This window comes from Tessaracoccus coleopterorum, assembly GCF_011174705.1.
Taxonomy (GTDB): Bacteria; Actinomycetota; Actinomycetes; order Propionibacteriales; family Propionibacteriaceae; genus Arachnia; species Arachnia coleopterorum.
Map to the genome: position 1 here is coordinate 1,447,858 of NZ_JAANIJ010000001.1, position 21,517 is coordinate 1,469,374.

The 21,517-nt window shown below is 68.8% G+C and carries 28 protein-coding genes and 5 pseudogenes; 13 read left to right on the top strand and 20 right to left on the bottom strand.

Annotated elements, in window-relative coordinates:
• The first annotated feature begins 40 nt into the window (after positions 1–40).
• Positions 41–292 (top strand): hypothetical protein, encoded by a 252-nt coding sequence (locus G7085_RS09305; protein WP_197510743.1) that lies wholly within the window; start codon positions 41–43, stop codon positions 290–292.
• 184 nt (positions 293–476) lie between these two features.
• Here the strand turns inward: G7085_RS09305 and G7085_RS09310 are convergent, their stop codons facing one another.
• Positions 477–662 carry a hypothetical protein gene (locus G7085_RS09310; protein WP_197510744.1) on the bottom strand — a complete coding sequence of 62 codons (186 nt, stop codon included), beginning with the start codon at positions 660–662 and terminating at the stop codon, positions 477–479.
• A 114-nt stretch (positions 663–776) separates the two neighbouring features.
• Here G7085_RS09310 and G7085_RS09315 point away from each other — a divergent pair.
• The 5 genes and pseudogenes from G7085_RS09315 to G7085_RS09335 form a co-directional block, all read left to right on the top strand.
• Positions 777–1,556: pseudogene (locus G7085_RS09315) on the top strand (glycoside hydrolase family 3 protein); the annotation flags it as partial.
• Between the two features lie 166 nt (positions 1,557–1,722).
• A pseudogene (locus G7085_RS34640) lies at positions 1,723–1,815 on the top strand (fibronectin type III-like domain-contianing protein); the annotation flags it as partial.
• 406 nt (positions 1,816–2,221) lie between these two features.
• Entirely contained in the window at positions 2,222–2,581 is a 360-nt protein-coding gene (locus G7085_RS34645) for a glycoside hydrolase family 3 N-terminal domain-containing protein (protein WP_197510746.1), read from the top strand.
• Positions 2,578–2,892, top strand: coding sequence for a glycoside hydrolase family 3 N-terminal domain-containing protein (locus tag G7085_RS34650; RefSeq protein WP_197510747.1), 315 nt, complete (start codon positions 2,578–2,580; stop codon positions 2,890–2,892). Before G7085_RS34645 ends, G7085_RS34650 begins: the two co-directional genes overlap by 4 nt.
• A complete protein-coding gene (locus tag G7085_RS09335; RefSeq protein WP_231979367.1) occupies positions 2,871–3,038 on the top strand; it encodes a hypothetical protein in 168 nt (55 codons plus the stop codon). The genes G7085_RS34650 and G7085_RS09335 overlap by 22 nt, the downstream gene beginning before the upstream one ends.
• 215 nt (positions 3,039–3,253) lie before the next feature.
• Here G7085_RS09335 and G7085_RS09340 read toward each other — a convergent pair whose 3' ends face one another.
• The 10 genes from G7085_RS09340 to G7085_RS09385 form a co-directional block, all read right to left on the bottom strand.
• The gene (locus tag G7085_RS09340) at positions 3,254–3,709 is read right to left on the bottom strand and encodes a hypothetical protein (protein ID WP_197510749.1); all 456 of its coding nucleotides are present in this window, start codon (positions 3,707–3,709) and stop codon (positions 3,254–3,256) included.
• Positions 3,710–4,045: 336 nt separating this feature from the next.
• Positions 4,046–5,326 (bottom strand): hypothetical protein, encoded by a 1,281-nt coding sequence (locus tag G7085_RS09345; RefSeq protein WP_197510750.1) that lies wholly within the window; start codon positions 5,324–5,326, stop codon positions 4,046–4,048.
• On the bottom strand, positions 5,298–5,738 hold the full coding sequence (locus G7085_RS09350) for a hypothetical protein (protein WP_197510751.1): 441 nt from the start codon (positions 5,736–5,738) through the stop codon (positions 5,298–5,300). Before G7085_RS09350 ends, G7085_RS09345 begins: the two co-directional genes overlap by 29 nt.
• Positions 5,735–6,001, bottom strand: coding sequence for a hypothetical protein (locus G7085_RS09355; RefSeq protein ID WP_197510752.1), 267 nt, complete (start codon positions 5,999–6,001; stop codon positions 5,735–5,737). Before G7085_RS09355 ends, G7085_RS09350 begins: the two co-directional genes overlap by 4 nt.
• Positions 5,998–7,269 carry a hypothetical protein gene (locus G7085_RS09360; RefSeq protein ID WP_197510753.1) on the bottom strand — a complete coding sequence of 424 codons (1,272 nt, stop codon included), beginning with the start codon at positions 7,267–7,269 and terminating at the stop codon, positions 5,998–6,000. Before G7085_RS09360 ends, G7085_RS09355 begins: the two co-directional genes overlap by 4 nt.
• Positions 7,270–7,319: 50 nt before the next feature.
• A complete protein-coding gene (locus G7085_RS09365; RefSeq protein WP_197510754.1) occupies positions 7,320–7,553 on the bottom strand; it encodes a hypothetical protein in 234 nt (77 codons plus the stop codon).
• Complete coding sequence (locus G7085_RS09370; protein WP_197510755.1) at positions 7,483–8,418, bottom strand: hypothetical protein; 936 nt, start codon at positions 8,416–8,418, stop codon at positions 7,483–7,485. Before G7085_RS09370 ends, G7085_RS09365 begins: the two co-directional genes overlap by 71 nt.
• A 106-nt stretch (positions 8,419–8,524) precedes the next feature.
• Positions 8,525–8,833: a hypothetical protein gene (locus G7085_RS09375; RefSeq protein ID WP_197510756.1), complete on the bottom strand. Its 309-nt coding sequence runs from the start codon at positions 8,831–8,833 to the stop codon at positions 8,525–8,527.
• Positions 8,830–9,057 carry a hypothetical protein gene (locus G7085_RS09380; protein ID WP_197510757.1) on the bottom strand — a complete coding sequence of 76 codons (228 nt, stop codon included), beginning with the start codon at positions 9,055–9,057 and terminating at the stop codon, positions 8,830–8,832. Before G7085_RS09380 ends, G7085_RS09375 begins: the two co-directional genes overlap by 4 nt.
• Before the next feature lie 291 nt (positions 9,058–9,348).
• Positions 9,349–10,329, bottom strand: a complete 981-nt coding sequence (locus G7085_RS09385; RefSeq protein ID WP_197510758.1) for a hypothetical protein — start codon at positions 10,327–10,329, stop codon at positions 9,349–9,351.
• Between the two features lie 620 nt (positions 10,330–10,949).
• On the opposite strand from G7085_RS09385, the pseudogene G7085_RS09390 reads away from it, so the two are divergent.
• A pseudogene (locus G7085_RS09390) lies at positions 10,950–12,490 on the top strand (fumarate hydratase).
• A 55-nt stretch (positions 12,491–12,545) separates the two neighbouring features.
• Here G7085_RS09390 and G7085_RS09395 read toward each other — a convergent pair.
• Positions 12,546–13,172, bottom strand: a complete 627-nt coding sequence (locus G7085_RS09395; protein ID WP_197510759.1) for a hypothetical protein — start codon at positions 13,170–13,172, stop codon at positions 12,546–12,548.
• Between the two features lie 151 nt (positions 13,173–13,323).
• On the opposite strand from G7085_RS09395, the pseudogene G7085_RS34655 reads away from it, so the two are divergent.
• The 3 genes and pseudogenes from G7085_RS34655 to G7085_RS25235 all read left to right on the top strand — a co-directional run.
• Positions 13,324–14,168, top strand: a pseudogene (locus G7085_RS34655) (MFS transporter); the annotation flags it as partial.
• A gap of 71 nt (positions 14,169–14,239) precedes the next feature.
• Positions 14,240–14,401 carry a hypothetical protein gene (locus G7085_RS25230; protein ID WP_231979368.1) on the top strand — a complete coding sequence of 54 codons (162 nt, stop codon included), beginning with the start codon at positions 14,240–14,242 and terminating at the stop codon, positions 14,399–14,401.
• 8 nt (positions 14,402–14,409) lie between these two features.
• Positions 14,410–14,568: a hypothetical protein gene (locus G7085_RS25235; RefSeq protein WP_231979369.1), complete on the top strand. Its 159-nt coding sequence runs from the start codon at positions 14,410–14,412 to the stop codon at positions 14,566–14,568.
• Positions 14,569–15,742: 1,174 nt separating this feature from the next.
• Here the strand turns inward: G7085_RS25235 and G7085_RS09410 are convergent.
• On the bottom strand, positions 15,743–17,014 hold the full coding sequence (locus G7085_RS09410) for an HNH endonuclease signature motif containing protein (RefSeq protein WP_197510762.1): 1,272 nt from the start codon (positions 17,012–17,014) through the stop codon (positions 15,743–15,745).
• A 493-nt stretch (positions 17,015–17,507) separates the two neighbouring features.
• Between G7085_RS09410 and G7085_RS09415 the strand changes: the two genes are divergently transcribed.
• A complete protein-coding gene (locus G7085_RS09415; RefSeq protein WP_197510763.1) occupies positions 17,508–17,834 on the top strand; it encodes a hypothetical protein in 327 nt (108 codons plus the stop codon).
• 20 nt (positions 17,835–17,854) lie between these two features.
• Here the strand turns inward: G7085_RS09415 and G7085_RS36270 are convergent, their stop codons facing one another.
• From G7085_RS36270 to G7085_RS09440, 7 genes and pseudogenes are all read right to left on the bottom strand, one after another.
• Positions 17,855–18,223: a winged helix-turn-helix domain-containing protein gene (locus tag G7085_RS36270; protein WP_331715963.1), complete on the bottom strand. Its 369-nt coding sequence runs from the start codon at positions 18,221–18,223 to the stop codon at positions 17,855–17,857.
• A 15-nt stretch (positions 18,224–18,238) separates the two neighbouring features.
• Positions 18,239–18,519: pseudogene (locus G7085_RS36275) on the bottom strand (response regulator); the annotation flags it as partial.
• A complete protein-coding gene (locus G7085_RS34665) occupies positions 18,413–18,661 on the bottom strand; it encodes a hypothetical protein (RefSeq protein ID WP_408647083.1) in 249 nt (82 codons plus the stop codon). The gene G7085_RS34665 and the pseudogene G7085_RS36275, both read right to left, overlap by 107 nt.
• Complete coding sequence (locus tag G7085_RS09425) at positions 18,583–18,807, bottom strand: hypothetical protein (RefSeq protein WP_197510764.1); 225 nt, start codon at positions 18,805–18,807, stop codon at positions 18,583–18,585. Before G7085_RS09425 ends, G7085_RS34665 begins: the two co-directional genes overlap by 79 nt.
• A 5-nt stretch (positions 18,808–18,812) precedes the next feature.
• Complete coding sequence (locus G7085_RS09430) at positions 18,813–19,103, bottom strand: HAMP domain-containing histidine kinase (RefSeq protein WP_197510765.1); 291 nt, start codon at positions 19,101–19,103, stop codon at positions 18,813–18,815.
• Between the two features lie 10 nt (positions 19,104–19,113).
• A complete protein-coding gene (locus tag G7085_RS32435; protein ID WP_197510766.1) occupies positions 19,114–19,650 on the bottom strand; it encodes a HAMP domain-containing protein in 537 nt (178 codons plus the stop codon).
• Positions 19,626–19,967 carry a hypothetical protein gene (locus G7085_RS09440; RefSeq protein WP_197510767.1) on the bottom strand — a complete coding sequence of 114 codons (342 nt, stop codon included), beginning with the start codon at positions 19,965–19,967 and terminating at the stop codon, positions 19,626–19,628. Before G7085_RS09440 ends, G7085_RS32435 begins: the two co-directional genes overlap by 25 nt.
• A 620-nt stretch (positions 19,968–20,587) precedes the next feature.
• On the opposite strand from G7085_RS09440, the gene G7085_RS09445 reads away from it, so the two are divergent.
• Together G7085_RS09445 and G7085_RS09450 are read left to right on the top strand one after the other, a co-directional pair.
• Entirely contained in the window at positions 20,588–20,968 is a 381-nt protein-coding gene (locus tag G7085_RS09445) for a hypothetical protein (protein WP_197510768.1), read from the top strand.
• Positions 20,956–21,414, top strand: a complete 459-nt coding sequence (locus tag G7085_RS09450) for a hypothetical protein (protein WP_197510769.1) — start codon at positions 20,956–20,958, stop codon at positions 21,412–21,414. Before G7085_RS09445 ends, G7085_RS09450 begins: the two co-directional genes overlap by 13 nt.
• Positions 21,415–21,517 lie beyond the last annotated feature (103 nt).

Sequence of the window (21,517 nt, forward strand, 5' to 3'; positions counted from 1 at the left end):
CATCCTGGCGAGGGCGGGAGAGCGCAGGGGTCTCGGGCGGATGCTCGTCGGCACCCTGACGCTTGCCCGCCGGGCGCTGATGCGCCTCGGCAGGCCGATCCCCGCCAACTACACCCACTTCGTCCTCGACCTACCCTTCCGCAGCCTGGCTCGGATGTCGGGCGGTCTGGTCGACATGGCGATGCTCGACTCGATCCTGACCGCGATCAACGGCCACCCCGTCAAGGGACTGCGCCGGCTGATCAGGACGTGTCGTGACCACCGACGCAGCAACCGCACCGAAGCGAACTGAGAAGAGAACATGCAGACACGTAGAGAGACCCGGCGCGCCGTCATCCAGGAGGTCGCGTCCGACAAGCAGCGGCACCGGGAACGCGCCGCCGAGTTGAGGGCCATGGGCGCCGAGGAACGCACCGCGGCCAGGTCCGCCGACCGCGCCGTCGCGAAGGAGGCCGAGGCGGCCCGCAAGGCCGAGGTCAGGGCGATGACCGGGCCAGGCGCAGGCTGGCGAAGCGCCACGACCGGATGTACCGGAAGGTGTGGCACCGCCCGCGCCGCGCGATCGCCTGGACGGCCGCTCTCCTGGTGGTCGCCCTCGTGGCGACCCAGGTCGCTCCCATCGTGCGTGACATGTCGCGCCTGTTCGGCCTCTCGATCGACACCTCCTCTCCAGCGGCGGTGGAGGCCCGCGCGAACGGTGCCGAGATCGCCGGGGCGCTCTCCGACGAGGGGATCGTCCTACTGCGGAACGACGACGCGCTGCTCCCCTCGCCGAGGGCAGGGGCCTCAACGTGTTCGGCTTCTCCTCCTTCGGGATGCGCTTCGGCGGTGGCGGCTCCGGAGGCGCGGATCAGTCGGCGGCGAAGGGGCTCTATGCGGGCCTCGAGGAGGCGGGCGTCTCCTACAACCGGGAGCTGCGCGCATTCATGGAGGAGCAGGGCGCCTCCGAGGAGCGGGAGTCCTCCAGCGGCCTGATGCAGATCGTCGGCTCACTGATCGGCGGCGACGGGCCGGACGAGCCCGCCATCGACTACCTGACCGATGAGGCGATCGCGCAGGCGAAGCAGTTCTCCGACACCGCGCTCGTGGTGGTCGGCAACGACGGCGTCGAGATGCAGGACTTCACGCCCGAGGAGCTGCGCCTCACCGACAACCACGTCGCCCTGCTCGACAAGGTGACCGCCAACTTCGACAACGTCATCGTGGTCGTCAACAGCGGCAACGTGATGGAACTCGGGTTCCTGGACGACCACCCCCAGATCCGCTCCGCTCTGTGGATCGGAACGCCCGGCCCGCAGGGCACCGTGTCGCTCGGCCATATCCTCGCCGGTGAGGTGAATCCCTCGGGCCGGCTCACCAGCACCTACGCCTACGACGTGACCGGCGCCCCGCCGCCGAGAACTTCGGCGACTTCCGCTACGACAACATCCCGGGCCGGGCCCTGCTCAACTACGAGGAGGGCATCTACGTCGGCTACCGCTACTACGAGACCCGTTTCCTGGGCGACGAGGCGGGCTACGCCGAGGCGGTGCAGTTCCCGTTCGGGCACGGCCTGAGCTACACCACGTTCGAGCACCAAGTCTCACGGCCCGTGGTGTCCGACGGCACCGTGAGTGTCGAGGTCGCCGTCACCAACACCGGCGACGCGGCGGGCAAGGATGTCGTGCAGGTATACTTCTCGGCCCCTACACCGACGGCGGCATCGAGAAGTCGGCCATCGAGCTGGCGGGCTACGCGAAGACCGACGAGCTCGCCCCGGGAGCGACCCAGAGCGTCACCGTCACGTTCACCGAGCGCGACATGGCCTCCTACGACATGGAGCGTCAGGCGTACGTGCTCGAGGCGGGCCGCTACGACATCTCGGTCGGCACCGACGTCCACACCCTCGAGGCGACGTTCCCACACGAGGTGCCCTCCACGGTCGCGTTCACCACGGACGAGACCACCGGCCACGGCATCGAGAACCGGTTCGACTACGCCGACGGCGACCTGACGTATCTCTCGCGCGAAGATTGGGACGGCACCTGGCCCGACGGCGACGACACCACTCTGACGGCGCCCCAGTCGCTCCTCGACGCGATGGCCGCGGGATCCCGAGGGAACGGGCGACGCCCCGACGACCGGTGCCGACAACGGCATCCAGCTGGCCGACCTGCAGGGCAAGGCGTTCGACGACCCGCTCTGGGAGGAGTTCCTCGACCAGTTCACGCTCGCGGAGCAGATGGACCTGTTCAGCCGCGGCGCCTACCAGACCACCGCCATCGAGCGACTGGGCGTGCCCCAGGCGATCCTGCTGGACGGCCCGGCAGGCATCAACTTCTTCTTCGGCGAGGTGACCGCCGCGTCCTACCCGACACAGGCCGTGATCGCGGCGACCTGGAACGATGAGCTCGCCTACGCCATGGGTGATGCCATCGGCCGGGAGGCCGACGCATACGGCGTGCAGGGCTGGTACGCGCCGGGGATGAACCTGCACCGCACCGCCCAGGGCGGGCGCAACTTCGAGTACTACTCGGAGGATCCGCTCCTGTCCGGGAAGATGGGCGCCGCCATGACGGCCGGGCCCAGAGCCACGACGTGATCGTGTTCATGAAGCACTTCATCGTCAACGACCAGGAGACCAATGCCCGCAGCGGGATCAATGTGTGGGCCAACGAGCAGGCGCTCCGCGAGCTGTACCTGCGGCCGTTCGAGATCACCGTCAAGGAAGGTGACGCGAAGGGCGCCATGTCCAGCTTCATCCATGTCGGCCACAAGTGGGCCGGCGGCAACCCCGAGCTGCTGCAGGACGTCCTGCGCGGCGAGTGGGGTTCGAGGGCGTCGTCACCACCGATGCCGTCCTCGGCGGCTTCATGGACAACCGGCTCGCCGTGCGCAACGGGAACGACCTGATGCTGGACGTGCTGTCTCCCAGCCGCAACATCGCCCAGCTGGAGAGGGCCCACGCCGACGACCCGGTCGGCATCGGCCAGGGGTTGCGCGACCGTGTGCACACCATCTGCTTCGCCCTGCTCCAGACGAGGCTCTTCACCCAGTAGACCGGCTGCGGTGGGTCAACCTCCGACCCACCGCAGCCCTCCCCGTCCGGGTTCGGACGGGCAGCGACGCCCCGGCTTCCCCTCCGGGGCGTCGCCGCATCTCCAGGCCTCAGCCCGGACACAGAGGAGCGGGGCAACCGGTCAGGTCAGATCGACCGGTTGCCCCGCTCCAGACGTGGGCGGCGCCAGGGTCCAAGGCGCCGCGCCCGGGTCAGCTACGCCTGCGGCGCGTTCCCCAGGCCAGGCCCAAGAGCCCGACCAACGCCCCAGCGGCAGCACCCGGTCAAGGGGGTCTCTCCGATGGCACCCACCGATGGGAGGCCTGGGCGACTCACCACTTCCACGGTGACCGAGGCCTCGGGCCCCTCGTCATCGATCTGCGCGGTGTTGGTGTACTTCTCGCTGACGTCGCCTACGGCGAGCTTCAGTTCGAGGGTGTAGGTGAACGAGACGGCGGTTCCGTCGGCGTTCCAGGTGGCCGAGCCGAGCCTTGTGCGCTTGGCACCCGGGTTCGTCAGGTCGTCGTAGACGTCGACCGTCCGGTTCTTCTCGACATCGAGCACGTAGGCGATGGCAGCGGTGGCCGGGACGCTGACGGTGTCGCCGTAGGAGTCGAGGAACGAGATGTCCGCCCCACCTCTGAGGGCATCCCGCCCGGCCTGCCCGTGCAACCGAACGGCACGGCGAGCGCCTCCGTGTCGCCAGGTACCTCCACCTGGAGCCCAGGGTCTCCGGGTCGGAGTCCGCCGCGGTGACGGTGCAGGTCGTCCCTGCCGGCGCCGTGAGGGCACCGACGGTGACGGTGATCGCCTCCGCGTTGGGGTTACCGATCAGGAGTTCGCCGGTCGCCTCGAAGCCGGAGTCGGTGAAGCCGGCCGGGATGGCATCGACCAGGTAGGTGAACCGCGCGCTGCCCGCCTCGGCGACCTTGCGGGTCGCGTCGACGTCCTTGACGATCTTCCACAGGTACTCGCGGTCGAAGGTGCCCGCACCCGCGGCCTCGAGCGTCAGGGAGCGTTCGGCGGACAGATGGTCACATCGGCCGTGTCCTGGGCGAGGCGCGCCGGCGCGTCGTCGGCCGCCACCTCGTCGACCTCGACGAGCGCCTCGATCCATGCGGTGTTGGTCACGACCTCGCACCCCGCCTCGAGGCCGGAGAACCCGACCTCGTACTCGAAGCGCGTCGGGGCGTCGTCGACACTGATGATGTCGATCAGGCTCGGTTCGCCCTCAGGGTCGCCGTGGTCGTCGAAGACCCCGACGTACTCATTGACGGTGGTGTACCCGAAGTCGATCTCCCCGGACTCGAGGGTGGTCTCGCCGCCGTCCCACGCCGCGGTGGCGGTGACGGTGACGGGAGCGTCGAGCGAGGCGAGGACACAGTCGAAGTCGACCGTGGCACTGCCGTCGGCCGGGAGATCGATCTGGACCCCGGGCTTCGCGGCGTCGACATCGGCGGCCTCATCGACGGTGCAGGTCGCCCCGGCGATGTCGGCGGTGAGCGTCGTGCGCACGCCGACGAAGTCGTTCGGGTTGCCCAGACCGACCTGGCCGGACACGGTCCAGCCGCTGTCGGTGTGGCCCGTGACGTCGGCCTCGACGACATAGCCGATCGTGGCCGTGCCGTCCGGGGATGCGATGACGCTGTCGGCCTGACCCTCGGCCAGCAACTTGTCGATCGACCATCCGTAGGTGCGGATGAAGTCGCCCGAGGCATCGATGTCACCGGTCAGGTCTGCGAGGCGGCATGCCTCCGCGTCGGCGGAGGTCTCGGCGGTGAAGCCGTCGTCCCCGTCGATCGAAGCGGTGTTGGTGAACACCTCACAGGTGCCCGCGGTGCCGACGTTCCAGGTGACCTCGTAGCTGCGGGTCTGGGCGCCGTCGGCCAGGTCGACGACCCAGACCGGGTCGAAGGTGAAGTGGTCGTCGGTGACGGTCACGGTGTCGTCGAACGGGTGCACCGTCCAGTCGGCCGTGGCGAGCGCCGCGGTACCGTCGGCCGAGCCGTTGGCCGTGTGGGCGGCCTCCGCATCCCAGGTGACCGTGGCGGTGTTGGTGCCGTCGTAGGCAGGCTTTCCGGTGAACGAGCAGGAGTAGGCGAACACCTCGGTGCCGTCGGCGACGAGGGTGTAGGGGAACGTGACCGGCCTGATCTCACCCGACGGGTCGCTGGTGCCGGTGATCCGGCACTCCGCGCCTGCCCGAGATCGGCGAGGTCGGCCACGGTGATGCTCACGTCCTGCCAGTCGTTGGGGTTGGTCACCGCGATGGTGCCGCCGACCAGCCACCCGGAGTCGCTGGAGGTGCCGGGGTGACGGTGACGTCGTAGCCGACGGTGATGTCGCCGGTCTGCTTGTCGGCCTCGTAAGGCTGGGTGCCGCGGGCCGTCTTGTCGACGTCCCACACCCAGGTGCGGTCGAGCTGCGCGGTGATCGTCTTCTCGACGGTCAGGTCGGCGGCCCGGCACACCTGAACCTCGGCATCATCGGTGTCGGTCAGTCCGCTGTCGCCGGTGATGGTGGCGACGTTGGTGAACGTCTGGCAGGTGCCTGCCTCGTCGACGGTCCAGGTGACCTCGTAGGTGCGGCGCTGCTCGCCGTCACCGGCGGTGACCGTCCAGGCCGGGTCGAACGTGACGTGGTCGTCGGTGACGGTCACCTTCTTGTTCGACGGGGTCTGCGACCACCCGGACGCCGTCACGTCGGCGGTGCCGGTGGCGGTGGCCGACGGCGTGTGTGCCGTCCCCGCATCCCAGGTGACGGTGGCCGTGTTGGTGCCGTCGTAGGCCGGCTGGCCCGTGAACGTGCACGTGTAGTCGAGGGTGACGCTGCCGCCACGGGGACGACGGTTTCACCGTCGGCCACCGTGCAGTCGGCGCCGCCGCCGACGTCGACCGTGTCGGTCACGGTGACGGGGACGTCCTGCCAGTCGTTGGGGTTGGCGACCGTGATCTGGCCGCTCATCGCCCAGCCGCTGTCGGTGTGGCCGGTGGGGTGACGACGACCTCGTAGGTCACCGTCGCCTCGCCCGTGGTCGGGTCGGCGACGACGGGGCCGTCGGGCCCGGTCTTCGTGACGTCCCACAGGTAGGAGCGGTCGAAGGAGCTGACGACATTCTTCGTGACGGTGAGGTCGGCACCGCGGCAGGCCTCGATCTGCTCGGCGTCGGAGCCGGTGAAACCGTCGTCGCCGGTCAGCGACGCGGTGTTGTCGAATGCCTGGCAGGTGCCGGCCTCGCCGACGTTCCAGGTGAGCTCGTAGTGGCGGGTGGATTCACCGTCGGCCAGGTCGACGACCCACCCGGGATCGAAGGTGTGGTGGTCATCGGTGACGGTGACGGTGTCGTCCTTGGGCGCGATGTCCCAGCTGACCTCGGCGACGGCGGCGCTGTCCCAGTCGGATCCGACGGTGCTGCCCGCGATCTCCGGGTCCCAGGTGACGGTTGCCACCGCGGTGCCGGTGTAGAACGGCTTCGTCGCGAAGGTGCACGTGTAGCTCAGCATGACCCGCGTGCCGGCGGCGATCGTGGTCTGGAAGCCGTCGGCGGCAGCGTCCTCGTCGGTGCCGGAAACCACGCAGACCGGGTCACCGCCGGTGGTCAGCTCGACGTCGAGGGTGACGGGGATGTCCACGAACTCGTTCGGGTTGTGCAGTTCGACGGTGCCCTGCCCGGTCCAGGCCTTGTCGGTCTGGGCGCCGGGGGTGACGGTGACGTCGTAGCCGACGGTGACGTTGCCGTCGGCGTCGGTGCGGAACGGGCCCTCCTCGGCCACCTTGTCCACCGACCAGTCGTTCCAGCGCTCGAAGGCGCCCGAGAAGGTGGTGTCGATGATGTTGACGTTGGCACCGCGGCAGGCCTTGATGCGCTCGTCGTCGGAGGCGGAGAAACCGTCGTCGCCGGTGACGGTGGCGATGTTGGTGAAGTCGGCGCAGGTGCCGTCCTCGGCGACGTTCCAGGTGATCTCGTAGCTTCGGGTCTGCGCGCCGTCCGCGACGTCGATGGTCCAGGCCGGGTCGAAGACGTATTCGGAATCGGTGACGGTGACGGTGTCGTTGGTCCGGTTCACTCCCCAGTCGGCCGTCGCGATCGGCGCGGTGGCGGTCGCGCTCCCGTTCGCGGTGTGGGCCGCGGCCTTGTCCCAGGTGACGGTGGCGGTGTTGTCGCCGTCGTAGCCAGGCTTCGAATCGAAGGTGCAGGTGTAGGCCATGACGAGCGTCTGGCCCGCGCGCACCGTGGCCGGGAACTCGCGTGCGATGGTACACTCGCCCCCGCCGCCGAGGTTCAACTCGTCGACGGCCTCGATCTCGATGTCCTGCCAGGCGTTGGGGTTCCGGACGCTGATGGAACCCTCGGCCTTCCAGTTGGAGTCGGTCGCGGCGCCGGGGTGACGGTCACGTCGTAGCCGATCGTGACGTCGCCGGCCTCATCGGCGCGGTACGGGCTGTCACCCTTGGCGACCTTGTGGATGGTCCAGTCCCAGTCGCGGTCGAGCCCGGCCGAGATGGTCTTCGTCACGGTGAGGTCGGCGGCGCGGCAGACCTCGACCGTGACCGAGGCCGACCCGCTGAGGCCGTCGGAACCGGTGAGGCTGGCCGTGTTGGTGAAGGACTCGCAGGTGCCGGGCTCGGCGACGGTCCAGGTCACCTCGTAGTCGCGCGTCTGCGCGCCGTCGGAGGCGTCCACCGTCCAGGCGGGGACGAACTCGAAACGGTCGTCGCTGACGGTGACCGTCTTGTTGATCGGGTCTGGGACCAGGCGGACTCCGCAACTGCCACGACCTTGCGGGCGGTGCCGCTCGGGTGTGGGCCGCGTCGGCGTCCCAGGTGACGACCGCGGTGTTCGAGCCGGTGTAGTCGGGCTGGCCCGCGAAGGTGCAGGAGTAGCCGAACACGAGAGTCGTGTCGCGCGGAACCACGTACTGGAAGCCGGGGGCCGTTGCGTCGGCGTCGACGGCTGCGGGGTCACCGGTGACGCCGGTGACGGTGCAGGTCGCTCCCGTGCCGAGCGACACCTCGTCGCTGACGGTGGCGGTGACGTCCTGCCACAGGTTGGGGTTGGTGACGGTGATCTCACCGCTCATCGCCCAGCCGCTGTCGGTGTGGCCGATCGGGGTGACGGTGACCTCGTAGCCCGCGGTGACCTTTCCGGTGACGGGGTCGGCGTACAGCCGGCCGGTGGGGCCGGTCTTCTCGATGGTCCACATGTACGAGCGGTCGAAGGAGTTGACGGTGTTCTTGTCCACCGTCAGGTCGGCGCCGGAGCACACGGTGACGTCGGCGCTCGACGACTGGCCCGTCTGGACGATGCCGGCCGTGTTGTCGACGGTCTCGCAGGTGCCGGCGGCCGCGCCGAGATCGGCGGTGTAGGAGCGGGTGTGCACCTTGCCCGCGCCCGCGGCGCGGTCGTAGGTGATGGTCCAGGCGGGTCGAAGGGGTAACGGTCATCCGCGACGGTAATGGTCTCGTTGACCGCGGTGACGGCGTAGTTCAGGGGCACGACGGCATCGGTCGTCCTGAGGCCCGCGGCCGCGCCCTTGTCGACGTCGGCCTGCGTCTCGGGGTACTTCGCGAGGTCCCACGCGAGGGTCGCCACGACGGTGTCGCCGTCGGGTTGGCGCCCACGCAGGAGAAGGCGACCGGGCTCGCGCCCGGTGCGAAGTCGAGCTGCAGCCCCGGCGTCACGGGATCGGCGTCGGTGCCCGTGAGGGTGCAGGCGCCGCCCGAGGCCAGCGCACCCGCGACGGTGGCGCGGACCGCGACGGTGTTCGGGTTGGCGACGGAGAGGCTGCCGGTCACGGTGGGGCTGGTCGTGGTGCGGGCCCCCTGCGTGACGTCGACGGTGTAGGTGAAGGTGGCCTTTTCATCGCCCGCGACGTAGGCGTTGTCGCGGTCGACGCGCTTGGCGATGGACCAGGGTATGTCGCCGTGTACGAGCCCGTGGCCGTGGCGCCCAGCGTCAGCGGCAGGTGGGCGCGCGGGTCGGTGAAGGTGAGCGTGACGACCTGGTAGGGCGCGAGCACGATCGACCTGACCCGGTCGGCCGGGGCCGGAAGCAGGTAGCCGGGCGGCGCGACGGTCTCGGTGACGGTGAGCGGGCCGGGGTAGGAGACCTTGGGCTTGATGATGCCGTTGGCCGCGCCGTCGGTGTCGCCGGCGCCGCCGTCGGTGACGGTCAGGGTGCCGGTGCCCGTGGCGGGTTGGGGCTGAGCAGGAAGGTGGCGCCGGGCACCAGCTGGCCGGCGGTGTTGCGCTTCTCGATGGCGAACTCGGGCAGCTCGACGGCACGACGGCCTCGAAGCGGGCGCGGTCGCTCAGCTCCGACGACTCCGACGGGAGGTGCGGGTGCGGATGTCGATCTGTCCGAAGGAGCGGCGGTCGCAGGTGGCGCCGCCGGAGGCGAAGTCGAGGGCGGTGAGGTTGATGCCGACCTCGAAGAAGGTCTTCGGCGCGTAGCCGGAGACGGTGACGGCGTTCTGCTCCCCGATGACGGCGCTGGCGTTGATGCTCTGGGTCACCCAGGCGCTGCCGTTCCAGATGGCGAAGCTGATGAGCTGGAACGGCCCATTGCCGCCCTGCTCGATGCCAAGCATGAAGTCGCCGACGGTCCGGGTGGGGGCGATGCCCGTCGCGACGACCTGGTTGAACTCGACGTTGTAGTAGACCGAGCCGGAGCCGTCCTTACGCACGAACGCCATGTTGAGGTACTGCTGGCCACCCACGTTGTCGAGGTACCAGCGGATGAGGCCGAAGTCGGCCTTGCCGGGGGCGGTCGCCGACTCGCTGGTCCAGCCCGCCGGGTCGTTCTCCTTGCCGCTGAGCTGCGTCGCGTCGGAGAACCCGTCGTCGAAGCTGTTGTGGAAGACGGAGTTCCAGTCCTTGCCGGGAGGGTTCATGGTGCCAGCGGTCAGGTCGCCGTCGATCTCGAACCCGCCCGATAGCGCGGCGAGCGGCGCCATGGCCAAGGGAGTGGGCTGCTCAGCGGCAACAGCCTCGTCCTCGGTCGCTGGAGTCACCTCGCCAACCGCGGGCTGAACCGGGCTGGTCTTCTCCTCGGCCGGGGCGCTGGGCTCCTCGGCCGGAGCGCTGGGCTCCTCGGCCGGGGCACTCGGCTCCTCGGCCGGGGCGCTCGGCTCGGCCGGGGCACTCGGCTCCTCGGCCGGGGCGCTCGGCTCCTCAACCGGAGCGCTCGGCTCCTCAGCCGGGTCCTCGGCCTGCGGCGACTCAACCGTGTTGGCAGTGTCGGGCGTCGTGGCTGGTTCCTTGGCGCCGGCGATGACGGGCTGGGCCGCCATCGAGAGCATGAGTAGGAACGCCAGACAAAGGCGTGGAAAAACAGTCAATGAACGCGACATGGCGCCATCTCCCCAAGATGGAACGGAAAAATAGGCACCCCCTGCGCCTTCCGTTTGCTGAAGGCTAGGGCATGCAGTTCACACTGGCAATCAACTTCCGGCCAGTCTTCGTTCGTGGACACGAGCGCGGCGACGCATCGCCCTCCGCGCCGGGCCCCGACCGGTTCGGAGGTGCGCCCAGGAACGCGGTCCCGGTCCTCGTCACAGCCGTGTGAGCACGCCAGCTCTCGGGTTTCCAACCACCTACCCCGGTCGGCAACGGCGATCGGGGGCGACCGCGGAACCCCTCCACCTGGAACTCCCCTCGTGGGACCCGGCCACCTCTCTCACGCAACGGGTCCCCGGCCACGGTCACCGCGGCGCCGTCTGAGAAGATGGACCCGGCAATCACAAGGAGGACCGATGCCGGAGTTTCGCTACGTTGACATGCTGCCGATCGGGAAGGACGAGACGCCCTACCGACTGCTGACGACCGAGGGGTCGAACTGGTCGACGGACCCGACGGCCGGAAGTTCCTGAAGGTGGCACCCGAGGCGCTCACGCTGCTCGCGGAGACGGCGATGCACGACATCGCCCACTACCTGCGCCCCGCGCACCTGCAGCAGCTGCGCAACATCATGGACGACCCGGAGGCGTCGCCGAACGACAAGTTCGTGGCGCTCGACCTCCTGAAGAACGCCAACATCGCGGCTGGCGGCGTGCTCCCCATGTGCCAGGACACCGGCACCGCGATCATCATGGGCAAGCGTGGCCAGCAGGTGCTCACCGAAGGCACCGACGAGAAGCCGCTGAGCCTGGGCGTCTTCGACGCCTACACCAAGCTGAACCTCCGGTACTCGCAGAACGCCCCCCTCACGATGTGGGAGGAGAAGAACACCGGCTCCAACCTGCCCGCGCAGATCGAGCTGTACGCCGACACCGCCGAGGGCCACGAGAACAACTACAAGTTCCTCTTCATGGCCAAGGGCGGCGGCTCCGCCAACAAGTCGTACCTGTTCCAGGAGACCAAGGCGATCCTCAACCCCGACTCGATGATCTCGTTCCTCGAACAGAAGATCCGGGCGCTGGGCACCGCGGCCTGCCCGCCGTACCACCTGGCGATCGTCGTCGGCGGCACGTCGGCCGAGTTCGCGCTGAAGACGGCCAAGTACGCGTCTGCGAAGTACCTGGACAACCTGCCCACCGAGGGCTCGATGGCGGCCAATGGCTTCCGCGACCTCGAGTTGGAGGAGCAGGTCCTCGAGCTCACCCGGAAGCTCGGCATCGGCGCCCAGTTCGGCGGCAAGTACTTCTGCCACGACGTCCGCGTCATCCGCCTGCCCCGTCACGGCGCTTCGCTGCCAGTCGCGATGGCGGTCAGTTGCTCCGCCGACCGCCAGTGCCTCGGCAAGATCACCCCGGAGGGCGTGTTCATCGAGCAGCTCGAGACCGAGCCGGCCCGCTTCATGCCGGAGACCGTCGACGCCGATCTCGATGCCGAGACCGACGGCGTCACGGGCACCGGAAAGGGCGCGGTCGTCCGGATCGACCTCACCAGGCCGATGCCCGAGATCCTCGCCGAGCTCAGCAAGCACCCCGTCAAGACCCGGGTGTCGCTCACCGGCCCGCTCATCGTCGGCCGTGACATCGCGCACGCCAAGATCAAGGAACGCCTCGACGCGGGCGAGGAGATGCCGCAGTACCTGAAGGACCACCCGGTGTACTACGCCGGTCCCGCCAAGACCCCGAGGGCATGGCGTCTGGTTCCTTCGGCCCCACCACCGCTGGACGGATGGACTCCTACGTGGACCAGTTCCAGGGCGTGGGCGGCTCGATGGTGATGCTGGCGAAGGGCAACCGCTCGCAGGCCGTCACGGACGCGTGCAACACGCACGGCGGCTTCTACCTGGGCTCGATCGGAGGCCCCGCCGCCCGGCTCGCGCAGGACTGCATCAAGAAGGTCGAGGTCGTCGAGTACGAGGAGCTCGGCATGGAGGCGATCTGGAAGATAGAGGTGGAGGACTTCCCGGCGTTCATCGTGGTCGACGACAAGGGCAACGACTTCTTTGCCGAGGTGAACAAGCCGCTGGTGCTGAACATCCCGAAGCGCGAGGGTCTCTGATCCTGGCCTGACGCAGCCCCTTCCGCCGCCGTGCGGAGGGGGCTGCGGCGTCTTGTCAGGCAGTGACGGTGCGCACCCACCGGTTGCCGTCGTGCACGAAGCCGACCCGGGTGAGGTAGCCGGCCTCGGAGTCGGGGACCCCCTCCACGATGACGCGCTGGAATCCCTTGTCGGCGAAGATCCCGGACCTGCGGTGCACGAACTCGCCCGGGGTGAAGTCGCGGTATCTGGGCGTCACCCAGTCAAGCTCGACCCTGGCCTCGCCCGGTTCCCCGGCGCGCACCACCACGACGCCGACGGTCTCGTCGCCGCGGACCACGAGCCAGGCCGACCGGCCCGACGGGTCGGCATCGGCCAGAAACGTCGGATAGAAGGTGGCCACGTCGTTGGCGTGGACGTCGAGCACGCGGCGGAGGTACGCGTCCGACGGGGATACCTCGACCACCTCGAAGGCCCCCTCGTTGTGCTTGGCGCGGTAGAGGCGCACGAGCCAGTAGATGTCGATGACGGCGATGATCGCGTTCATTGCCATGAACGGCCACACGCCGATGATGCCGTTGTAGGCGGCGGCGATGGCCGATCCGGCCAGGTTCATCCAGCGGAAGCGGATGACCCGCGCGACGATGAGCGACCACACCACCAGCCCGGATCCGATCCAGCCGATGATCTCCAACCAGGGCATCGCAGCCTCCTCTGCTGCCCGATCCTAGGGGTGGCGCCACGGCTCCGCCCCCGGGTGCGCATTCTGCGTGACGCGGGCCCTTTTCGTCGAGGCCATGGGCCTCCCGTAGACTTTCGGGTTGGCCGCGACTCTCTCAGCCGCGGTGCGGCGGATGGGATGTGATCGGGTGCGGAGCCCAGGCTTGGACCGGAACTTCAACAGATTCTGGACCGGTGAGTCGCTCTCGCATTTCGCCGTCCAGCTCGGCGCCGTCGCGCTCCCCGTCATCTCGGTCGAGCTTCTGCACGCGACCGAGGCACAGCTCGGCTACCTCAACGCGGCCTCGACGGCCGCGTTCCTCATCCTCGGCCTTCCGGCTGGTGCGTGGGTGGACCGGTGGTTCAAACGCCCGACGATGATCTGGGCCAACCTGACCCGTGGCGCCGCCATCGCCATGGTGCCGCTCCTGTACTACACCGACCTGCTCGAGCTGTGGCATCTGTACCTGATCGCAGGCGTGGTCGGCGTCGCCACGGTGTTCTTCGACGTGGCATACCAGAGCTTCATCCCCATGCTGGTCGGACCCGGTCTGATCTCGCGGGCCAACTCGAGGATGGAGGCGACCGCGCAGTTGGCCCGGCTGGCAGGCCCGCGCTCGGCGGGCTGTTGCTGAAGGTGATGAGTGCGCCGCTGCTGTTTCTGGCCGACAGCCTCGGGTACCTCGCCAGCTGGTGCTTCCTGCTCATGACGCGCGACCACGAGGCGGAGTACCGGGCAACCCGCCCGCCTCGGGCCGATCGCAATCTGGTTGCGGAGATCCGCGAGGGTCTGCGGTTCGTCATCCGGCAGCCCGCGATCAGCCGGATCACCTTCGCGTCGTTCCTCAGCAACTTCGCCTCCACCGCCACGTACACGCTGGTGCCGATCGTCGTGCTGCGGCTCCTCGGGTTCACGCCTTTCGAGTACGGGTTGATCATGACGCTGGGCGCCATCGGCGGGCTGCTGGGCGCCTCCATGGCGGGCAGGATCGGGAGGAGGGTCGGCACCGCCAACGCGGTCAGGTTCTCCACCCTGTCGGGGCTCTCGCGGTGTTCTGCTACCCGGTGGCGCTGCTGCTGGACAACGGGCTCGCGCAGTTCACGGTGTTGGTGGTCGGATCGTTCATCGGAAACGCGGCCATCCTGGTCTACAACGTCACGCAGGTCTCGCTGCGGCAGCGGCTGTGCCCGCCCACCTGCTGGGCAGGATGAACGCCTCGGTGCGGTTCATCGTGTGGGGAATCATGCCGATCAGCGCGATCGCTGCCGGCACGCTCAGCCAGGTGCTCGGGGTCGGCAACTTCCTGTGGATCACCGCGGCGATGGGGACGCTGGCGTTCCTGCCGCTGCTGCGCCTGCACCGCTACATCGACGCCTGACCTGCGTCCCTCCTCGGGGCAACCACCTCCCCCGCCTCTTGGCTGCCCACCCGCGGCGGCCCTCCCCTCCGCCCCCACCCCGGGTGCCAGCCCGCAGCCCCGGCCTGGTGGCTGGAAAAATCGGCCAGTAGCCGATTCTGGTCGGTCTGCCTGAAAAAGGCGCCCACTGACTTGCCCGTCCTCCTGCCGGGCCTCCTGGAAAAATCGGCCAGTGGCCGGTTCTGGTCGGTCCTGCTGAAGAAAGTGACCACCACCCCGCTCCTTGGTGGCGTCGCGGCAGACGGGGAACTCCCTCTGGGCCGTCGGCCAAGGCTGCGCGGTGGTCGGGGTTCTTGGCAGCAACGGGGATGGTTCTACGTGCGCCGGGTCTGGGCTGCCGGGCCTCGGAAAAATGGGCCAGTAGCCGATTCTGGTCGGTCCTGCTGAAAATAGTGGCCACTGCCCTCTACCGGGCTCTCGGAAGAATGGACCAGTAGCCGATTCTGGTCGGTCCTGCTGAAAATAGTGACCACTACCCCGCTCCTTGGTGGCGTCGCGGCAGACGGGGATCCCCCGTCTGGGTCGTCGGCCAGGGTTGCGCGGTGGTTGGGGTTCCTGGCAGCAACGGGGATGGTTCTGCGCGCGCCGGGTCTGGGCTGCCGGGCCTCGGAAGAATGGACCAGTAGCCGATTCTGGTCGGTCCTGCTGAAAATAGTGACCACTACCCCGCTCCTTGGTGGCGTCGCGGCAGACGGGGATCCCCCGTCTGGGTCGTCGGCCAGGGTTGCGCGGTGGTTGGGGTTCTTGGCAGCAATGACGGACGGGCCGACGCTGGGGAAGTCTCGCTGCCGGGTTTCCGTCCGCCGACCCCACCGCCACCACCGCGAAGGCCAGCCCGTGCCTCCCGCCAACAGCAGTCGGTTGAGCCGGGCCGGCGGTGAGGAACGAGACGCCGCCCGTGTCGAAACCACTCCCGTCGATGGGCAGGGGCTCGACCACTAGGCATTTTGACGTCGGCGTTCGTTGGGCTGCGCTGCCGGGCCACCTGAGCTGTCGTCGGGTTCGTGGCAGCAACGGGGTCGTGCTGCCGGGTGGCCGTGCTCCTGCCAGCCCCTGGGAGAGATCGGCCGGTGGCCCGATCCGCGATGAGGTGGCCACGTCGAGGACCCTGACGGCGGGGCAGACGGGCTCAGCGTCAGGTGGTGAGGGGCAGGGTGCCGTGCCCCGGAATGGGGTCCGGCAGGGGTCGAGCCGTGCCGGGGCAGGAACTCGGGCATCGCGTGCTGGTTGATCCGGACTTCCCACCGTTCCCGGGCAGGGTCCCGCCCAGAGATTCGGTCTGGGGTCTGCCTGGTGGGTGGTGCATGCGGGGTGGTTCGACCAGTTTGTGGTGTTTCGGACACAGCAGGACCAGGTTCCCCAGGCAGGTCCGGCCGCCATCCCACCACGGAACCACGTGATGGGCCTCACACTCATGGTCGGCCGCGTCGCAGCCGGGGAACGCACAGCCGCGGTCCCGGATGCTGAGCGCGAGGCGGATCTCGTCGGAGACCAGCCGCCGCGTTCGGCCCAGATCGAGTATCTCAGAGGCGGTGCCCAGGACGACGGGGGTGAGGTCGGCGTCGCAGCACAGGCGCCGCAACTCGCCGGCGCTGATCTTCTGCCCCGACGGCAGCACTCCTGCCTGCTCAACCCGACGCCGCAGCGTCTCTTCGTCGAGGTGGACCACGACCCGGGCCCGGTCCTGCGCCACCCGCACACCCGAGGTGTCATGTCCGCGGATGATCGCCATGAACGCGTCCGCCGCCCGCTGCTCCGGAGTCACCTCAGGCCGACCCACGCCTGCCGAGCGTCGATCGTCACGGGTGGCGCGCTTGACGGCCTCGACCCGCGCCTCGACCAGCCGCACGAGCTCGGCACCGTCGACGGCGGGGACCTGACCGGAGAAATGCAGCGATCCGTCGTCGTAGTGGTACCGGAACGCCCGGTTCCGCTCCGCGCGACGCTGCTGCGCCTCCAACCGCACCTGCTCCCGCTCCGCCGCATCCGCTTCGCACGAGACGGGATCCGCGACGTCCAACGCCTCACCAGCGAGACGCTTCAACGCGTTGGTGTCGAGCCGGGCCGCCTTCGCGACCAGGAACTCCGCCGCCCTGCCCTGCTGCTCCACACTCAACCGGGACGGGAGATCGTCGAGCATCGCCGTGATACACGCGGCCTGCCTGGTCGAGACCGTCCCGTCCACAGCCGCCCGCCCAACCTCGGGATGTGCGGCCAGGTCGTGGCCGGCGAAGATGATCCCGGTCGCCTCACCCTTCGTGGCCCGCCGGGTCGATTTCAGCCAGACCGCCATCGTCAACCCGGTCGCAGCCTCCGCAACACGGCGCCGGTCGGCGTCGGAGATCGCCAGGGAACGGGTGGCGAGCAGTCGGTCGATCAGGGTGTTGAGGGAGGCCAACTGCTCCAACTCGTGTTCCGGGTGACGGAGGCCTCTGGTGGGGCCGCATTCCACTGGTCGAGGCCCTGTTCCAGCCGCGCGATTGCCTCATCGCGGGTGTTCGGGAAAAGGGTGTTCGACACGCCTCTATTCTAGCCATTCCGATGCCTGTATCCAATAGTTCCGGGGCATTTTCTTTTGCTCTGAACCGACTGTTGGCTAGGGGTGTTGTCCGCAATCACCCCGGTGTTGTCCGTCGGGAGAATACCTTTCCCTGGGGTCGATTAAATGCCATGTTCCGGCATCGTGTCGACGGGTTAGTGGTCATTAATTTTCGTGTGACCGATCAGAATGGGCCACTGGCCGATTTTGGGGAGCAGCCCGGGACGTGGGTGGGCGCCCCCGGACCGCCCGCCCAGGCGCCCCACCCGGCTGCCCCAGGAGTGCGACAGATGAGAAGATTCTCATCTGTGCCTACGCACAACCTCATCGGTCGCGGCTTTACTTTCACAAGGAGGCTGACATGCGAAGGAACTGGCTCATCGCGCTGGGTGTGGTGACCGTGTTCGGCCTGCTCGCGGGCTGGGCGATCGCCTCGCTCCTGAGTTCCCCGGAGGATCCCGAGCCACAGCCTGCCATCCGCGTGACGGCGTCCTCACCGGTCGACTCCCCCTCCCCCGCACCCACGGCCCAGGGCACCGCGCCGTCAACCGTCGTGCCACCTTCCCCGTCCCAGACTCCGACGATCGAGCCCACCACCCCGCAGCAGGTATCACCCGCAGCACCCAATCCAGTCGACGATGACGACGACGACGATGACCACGAGCCCGACGACGACGACGACGACTGAGTCTCAGAGACGACTGAGACTCAGATGAGTCGGTAGCCCATCCCCCGAACCGTCTCGAAGCGCTCGCGCCCCAGTTTGCCGCGCAGGTACCGCACGTAAACGTCGACCACGTTGGAGCCTGGATCGAAGTCAAAACCCCACACGTTGCTCAGCAACTGCTCGCGACTCAGCACCTGGCCGGCGTTGCGCAGGAACGTCTCGGTGAGCGCAAACTCGCGGGCAGAGAGGTCGACCCATTCACCGTCGACCTCCGCCCTCCGACTGCGGAAGTCGAGGGTGAGCCCGTTGTGGCTCAGCTGCGTTCCCGCCCCGACGGCCGTCGGCTGCTCGGTGCGGAGCCGCAGCCGGATCCGGGCCAGCAACTCCTCGAAGGAGAACGGCTTCGGCATGTAGTCGTCGGCTCCTCCCTCGAGGCCAGCCACCCTGTCCTCGACCGAGGATCGCGCCGTCAGCATGATCACCGGAACTGTGACCCCTGCCCACGAACCCGCTCAAGCACCTCGAACCCGTCGATGTCGGGAAGGCCGACGTCGAGGAGCATCAGGTCGAACTCACCATGCACGGCGAGCGAGACCGCCTCAATCCCGGACGCACATTGGTGGGCCGTGAATCCCGCGGCCTTGAGACCCTTCGCGATGAAGGCGGCGATGCGGGTCTCGTCCTCGACGATGAGCACAGTGCTCACGGCTGGTCTCCTCGGGTCTCGGTGTGGCTCGGGACGGGCTCTGGGCTGGGGCAAGCGGCAGACTCATGGTGAACGTGGATCCCTCATCGACGACGGACTCGATGTCCAGACGACCATGATGGGCGCCGACGATGGACTCCACGATGCTGAGGCCCAGCCCTGCCCCTGCTCATCCGTGGACGCCCGGCCAAAGCGCTCCCGCACGAGCCCGAGCTTGTCCCCAGGGATGCCGACTCCCTCGTCGCGCACCCACAACTCCACCTCTCCACGGTGCAGCCGTGAGCCCATCGAGATCACAGAGCCGCTGTGGAGTACTTGACGGCGTTCGCCGCCAGCTGGAGCCAGGCCTGGGTGATCCGGGTCGGATCGAGCCACGCCTCGGCGGTCGCGACTCCCTCGAGCCGCCACCGTCGCTCGCCCAGGGTGCGGGCCTTCTCGAACGTCTGGTCGGTCAGCAGGGCAAGGTCCGCCCACTGCGGCGTGACGAAGTCGGTCTGGCCGGCCTTCGCGAGGACGAGCAGGTCGTTGACGAGCCCACCCATCCGGTCGAGCTCATCGATCGCGAGGTCACGGGTCTGCCCCACATCGGCCGGGTCAAGGGATCGACCAGCTCGAGATGCCCCGCACGATGGTGATGGGGGTGCGCAGCTCGTGGCCCACGTCGTCGAGCAGGCGCCGCTGAGCGAGCACCGAACGCTGGATCCGGTCGAGCATCCGGTTGATCGTCGCGGAGAGCGCCGCGAGTTCGTGGCGTCCACGCACATCGACGCGCGTGGTCAGGTCGCCCTCGTCGATCGAGTCGGCGGCGATCCGCAGCTCGTCGATCGGCTTCAGCATCCGCCCCACCAACGGCCAGGCCACGAGCGAGGCCACCGTGAGCATCACAGCCGCCGCGACGGTGTAGATGAGCATCGTGTTGCGCAACTGCTGTGACACAAGGACGGCGTCGAAGACATGCACCAACGCCCCCTGCGCGTTGCCGACGATCACGGGAGCGACCAGGACGCGGTACCTACCCGTCGACGTCTCGAGGGTCGTGATGACGACCTCATCACCCAGCGCCATCGGCCGCATGAGGGCGACGAGTTCGGCATCCTTCTCGGGCCTCAGCACCACATCGGTCGACGCCACCCATCGCACCTTCTCACCCACGAACGCGAGCTCCCCTCAGCCTCGCTGACGACGGTGCGGGCCAGGTAGGTGCGCAGGAGCTCTGATGGCCCGGCAAAGGGCTGCCCGGTTCCCGGGTCGATCCCGTCCTCGGCCAGTACCCGCAGTTCGTCTCGGACGCGGATGAGTTGGGCATCGGTGCCGCCGACGATCTCGCGCTGCTGGATGGCCGCCACGATCGCTCCGGACGCAGCGAGCGTCAGCGCCGCCATCAGGATCATCGGCCCCATGATCCTGACCCGGAGGCTGGTGCGCGCCTTCCCGTCCGTCTCGGTCATGGCCCCATCCTGCCCTGTCACGGTGTGCCAACGAACTCGCATGAGAAGGCTCTCATCCGCAGCCACCTACCGCCCTCATGTTGCGGATGTGTGATGTTCACAACCGATCAGAAGGAGAAGGATCATGGCCTGGAAGCTCTCAACCCCACTGGTGCTCGCCGGAGCGTTCGGCGTCGCGGCCGCCGGCGGCGGCCTGTTGACCTCGTTCGCCGATCCCGGCACCCCGTCCAGACGCCCACGCCGACGGTCAGCGCCCACCTGCCCGCGATGCCACCGTCGGTGCTCTCGGCCACGTCACCGGCCTCGCCGACCGAGTCGGCAACCGCAACCCCCGAGGCGTCCGCTGACACGCCCGCGTCCCCGGTGTCGACGACGTCCCCCTCACCCCGCAGACGCCCCAGTCGCCCATCTCAGCCAAGACGCCCGTCTCCCGGCCTCTCCGGTCAGCCCCACCTCACCGGTCACCCCGGCATCCCCGTCAGCCCGGCCTCGCCGTCCTCGGCCAACTGACGGCCGACTCTCCGGCCCGCATCGCCGCGATGCGGGCCGGCATGCTGCACGGATGAACCCGCCTCGGACTAGGGTCGACGCATGCCCAGCGACATTGCGATGCTCCGGGAGTGGCTGAAGTCGATCGACGACGACACCTTCGTCGCGCTCCCGCCCCGACCACCCGGAACGGCCCGACCGACGCGGCGGAGGTCCACGAGCGGGCATTCGAGCTCATTGATGCCCGCGGCCTCAGCAGGGACACACCGTACATCGGCGGCCACATCCAGTCGGAGGCCTTCAACAGCAGGGGCGCGATGGTCGGGGTGCTCGAGCTCCAGCACTCCGGCCACCTTGCGGCAATCCGTCAGCGCCTGACCACCATTCCCGACCACTTCGAGGTCTCCGGGGCACCTCCGGCAGGGAGACCTTCGCGATCGCCCTCCGCTTCGTCGCCGAGGAGATCGACCTCGCCGACGAGACGGCGGTCGAGGAGGCGGTGGAGGCGATGAACAGGGGCGGATTCTGGCCCGACGGGGATCCGAGGCTGCACGGGGTGGCCCTCACCCCGGAGCGGCTCGCCTGGTTGCACAGCGTCCTGGCCCACGGCGGCCACGACCTCTTCCTCCGCGAGCGGATCATCCAACTGCTCGACTCGCACCGTGCCCTGACCGACGGCGAACTCGACGTCATCCTCGCCGACGCCCTCGCCGAACCGGACCATTGGTACTACAGCGCGCCCGCGCTCACCAACGCCCTGTTCGAGCGTGGGCGACGCGACGACGCCGTGGCGCTGGCCCTCGCGGTGGCGCCGTCAGCGGGTGAGGAGTTCCGCCCGCACGACTGCGGGCTGCTGACCTTCGCGCCGGACATGCGCACCCTGGAACGGGCCTGCGAGCTCGGGGCGCTGCCGGAGGCCGAGGCCATCGCGGCCGCGCTTGGCGGCGCCGGGGCATAGCGACGCAACCGCCGCTCCGCCTCCCGCGGGGCCCGCTTGTAGCTATCCCACAAACTTCATCAGGCGACATTGGGTGAGACTCGCGGCGCATCGGCCCTCCGCA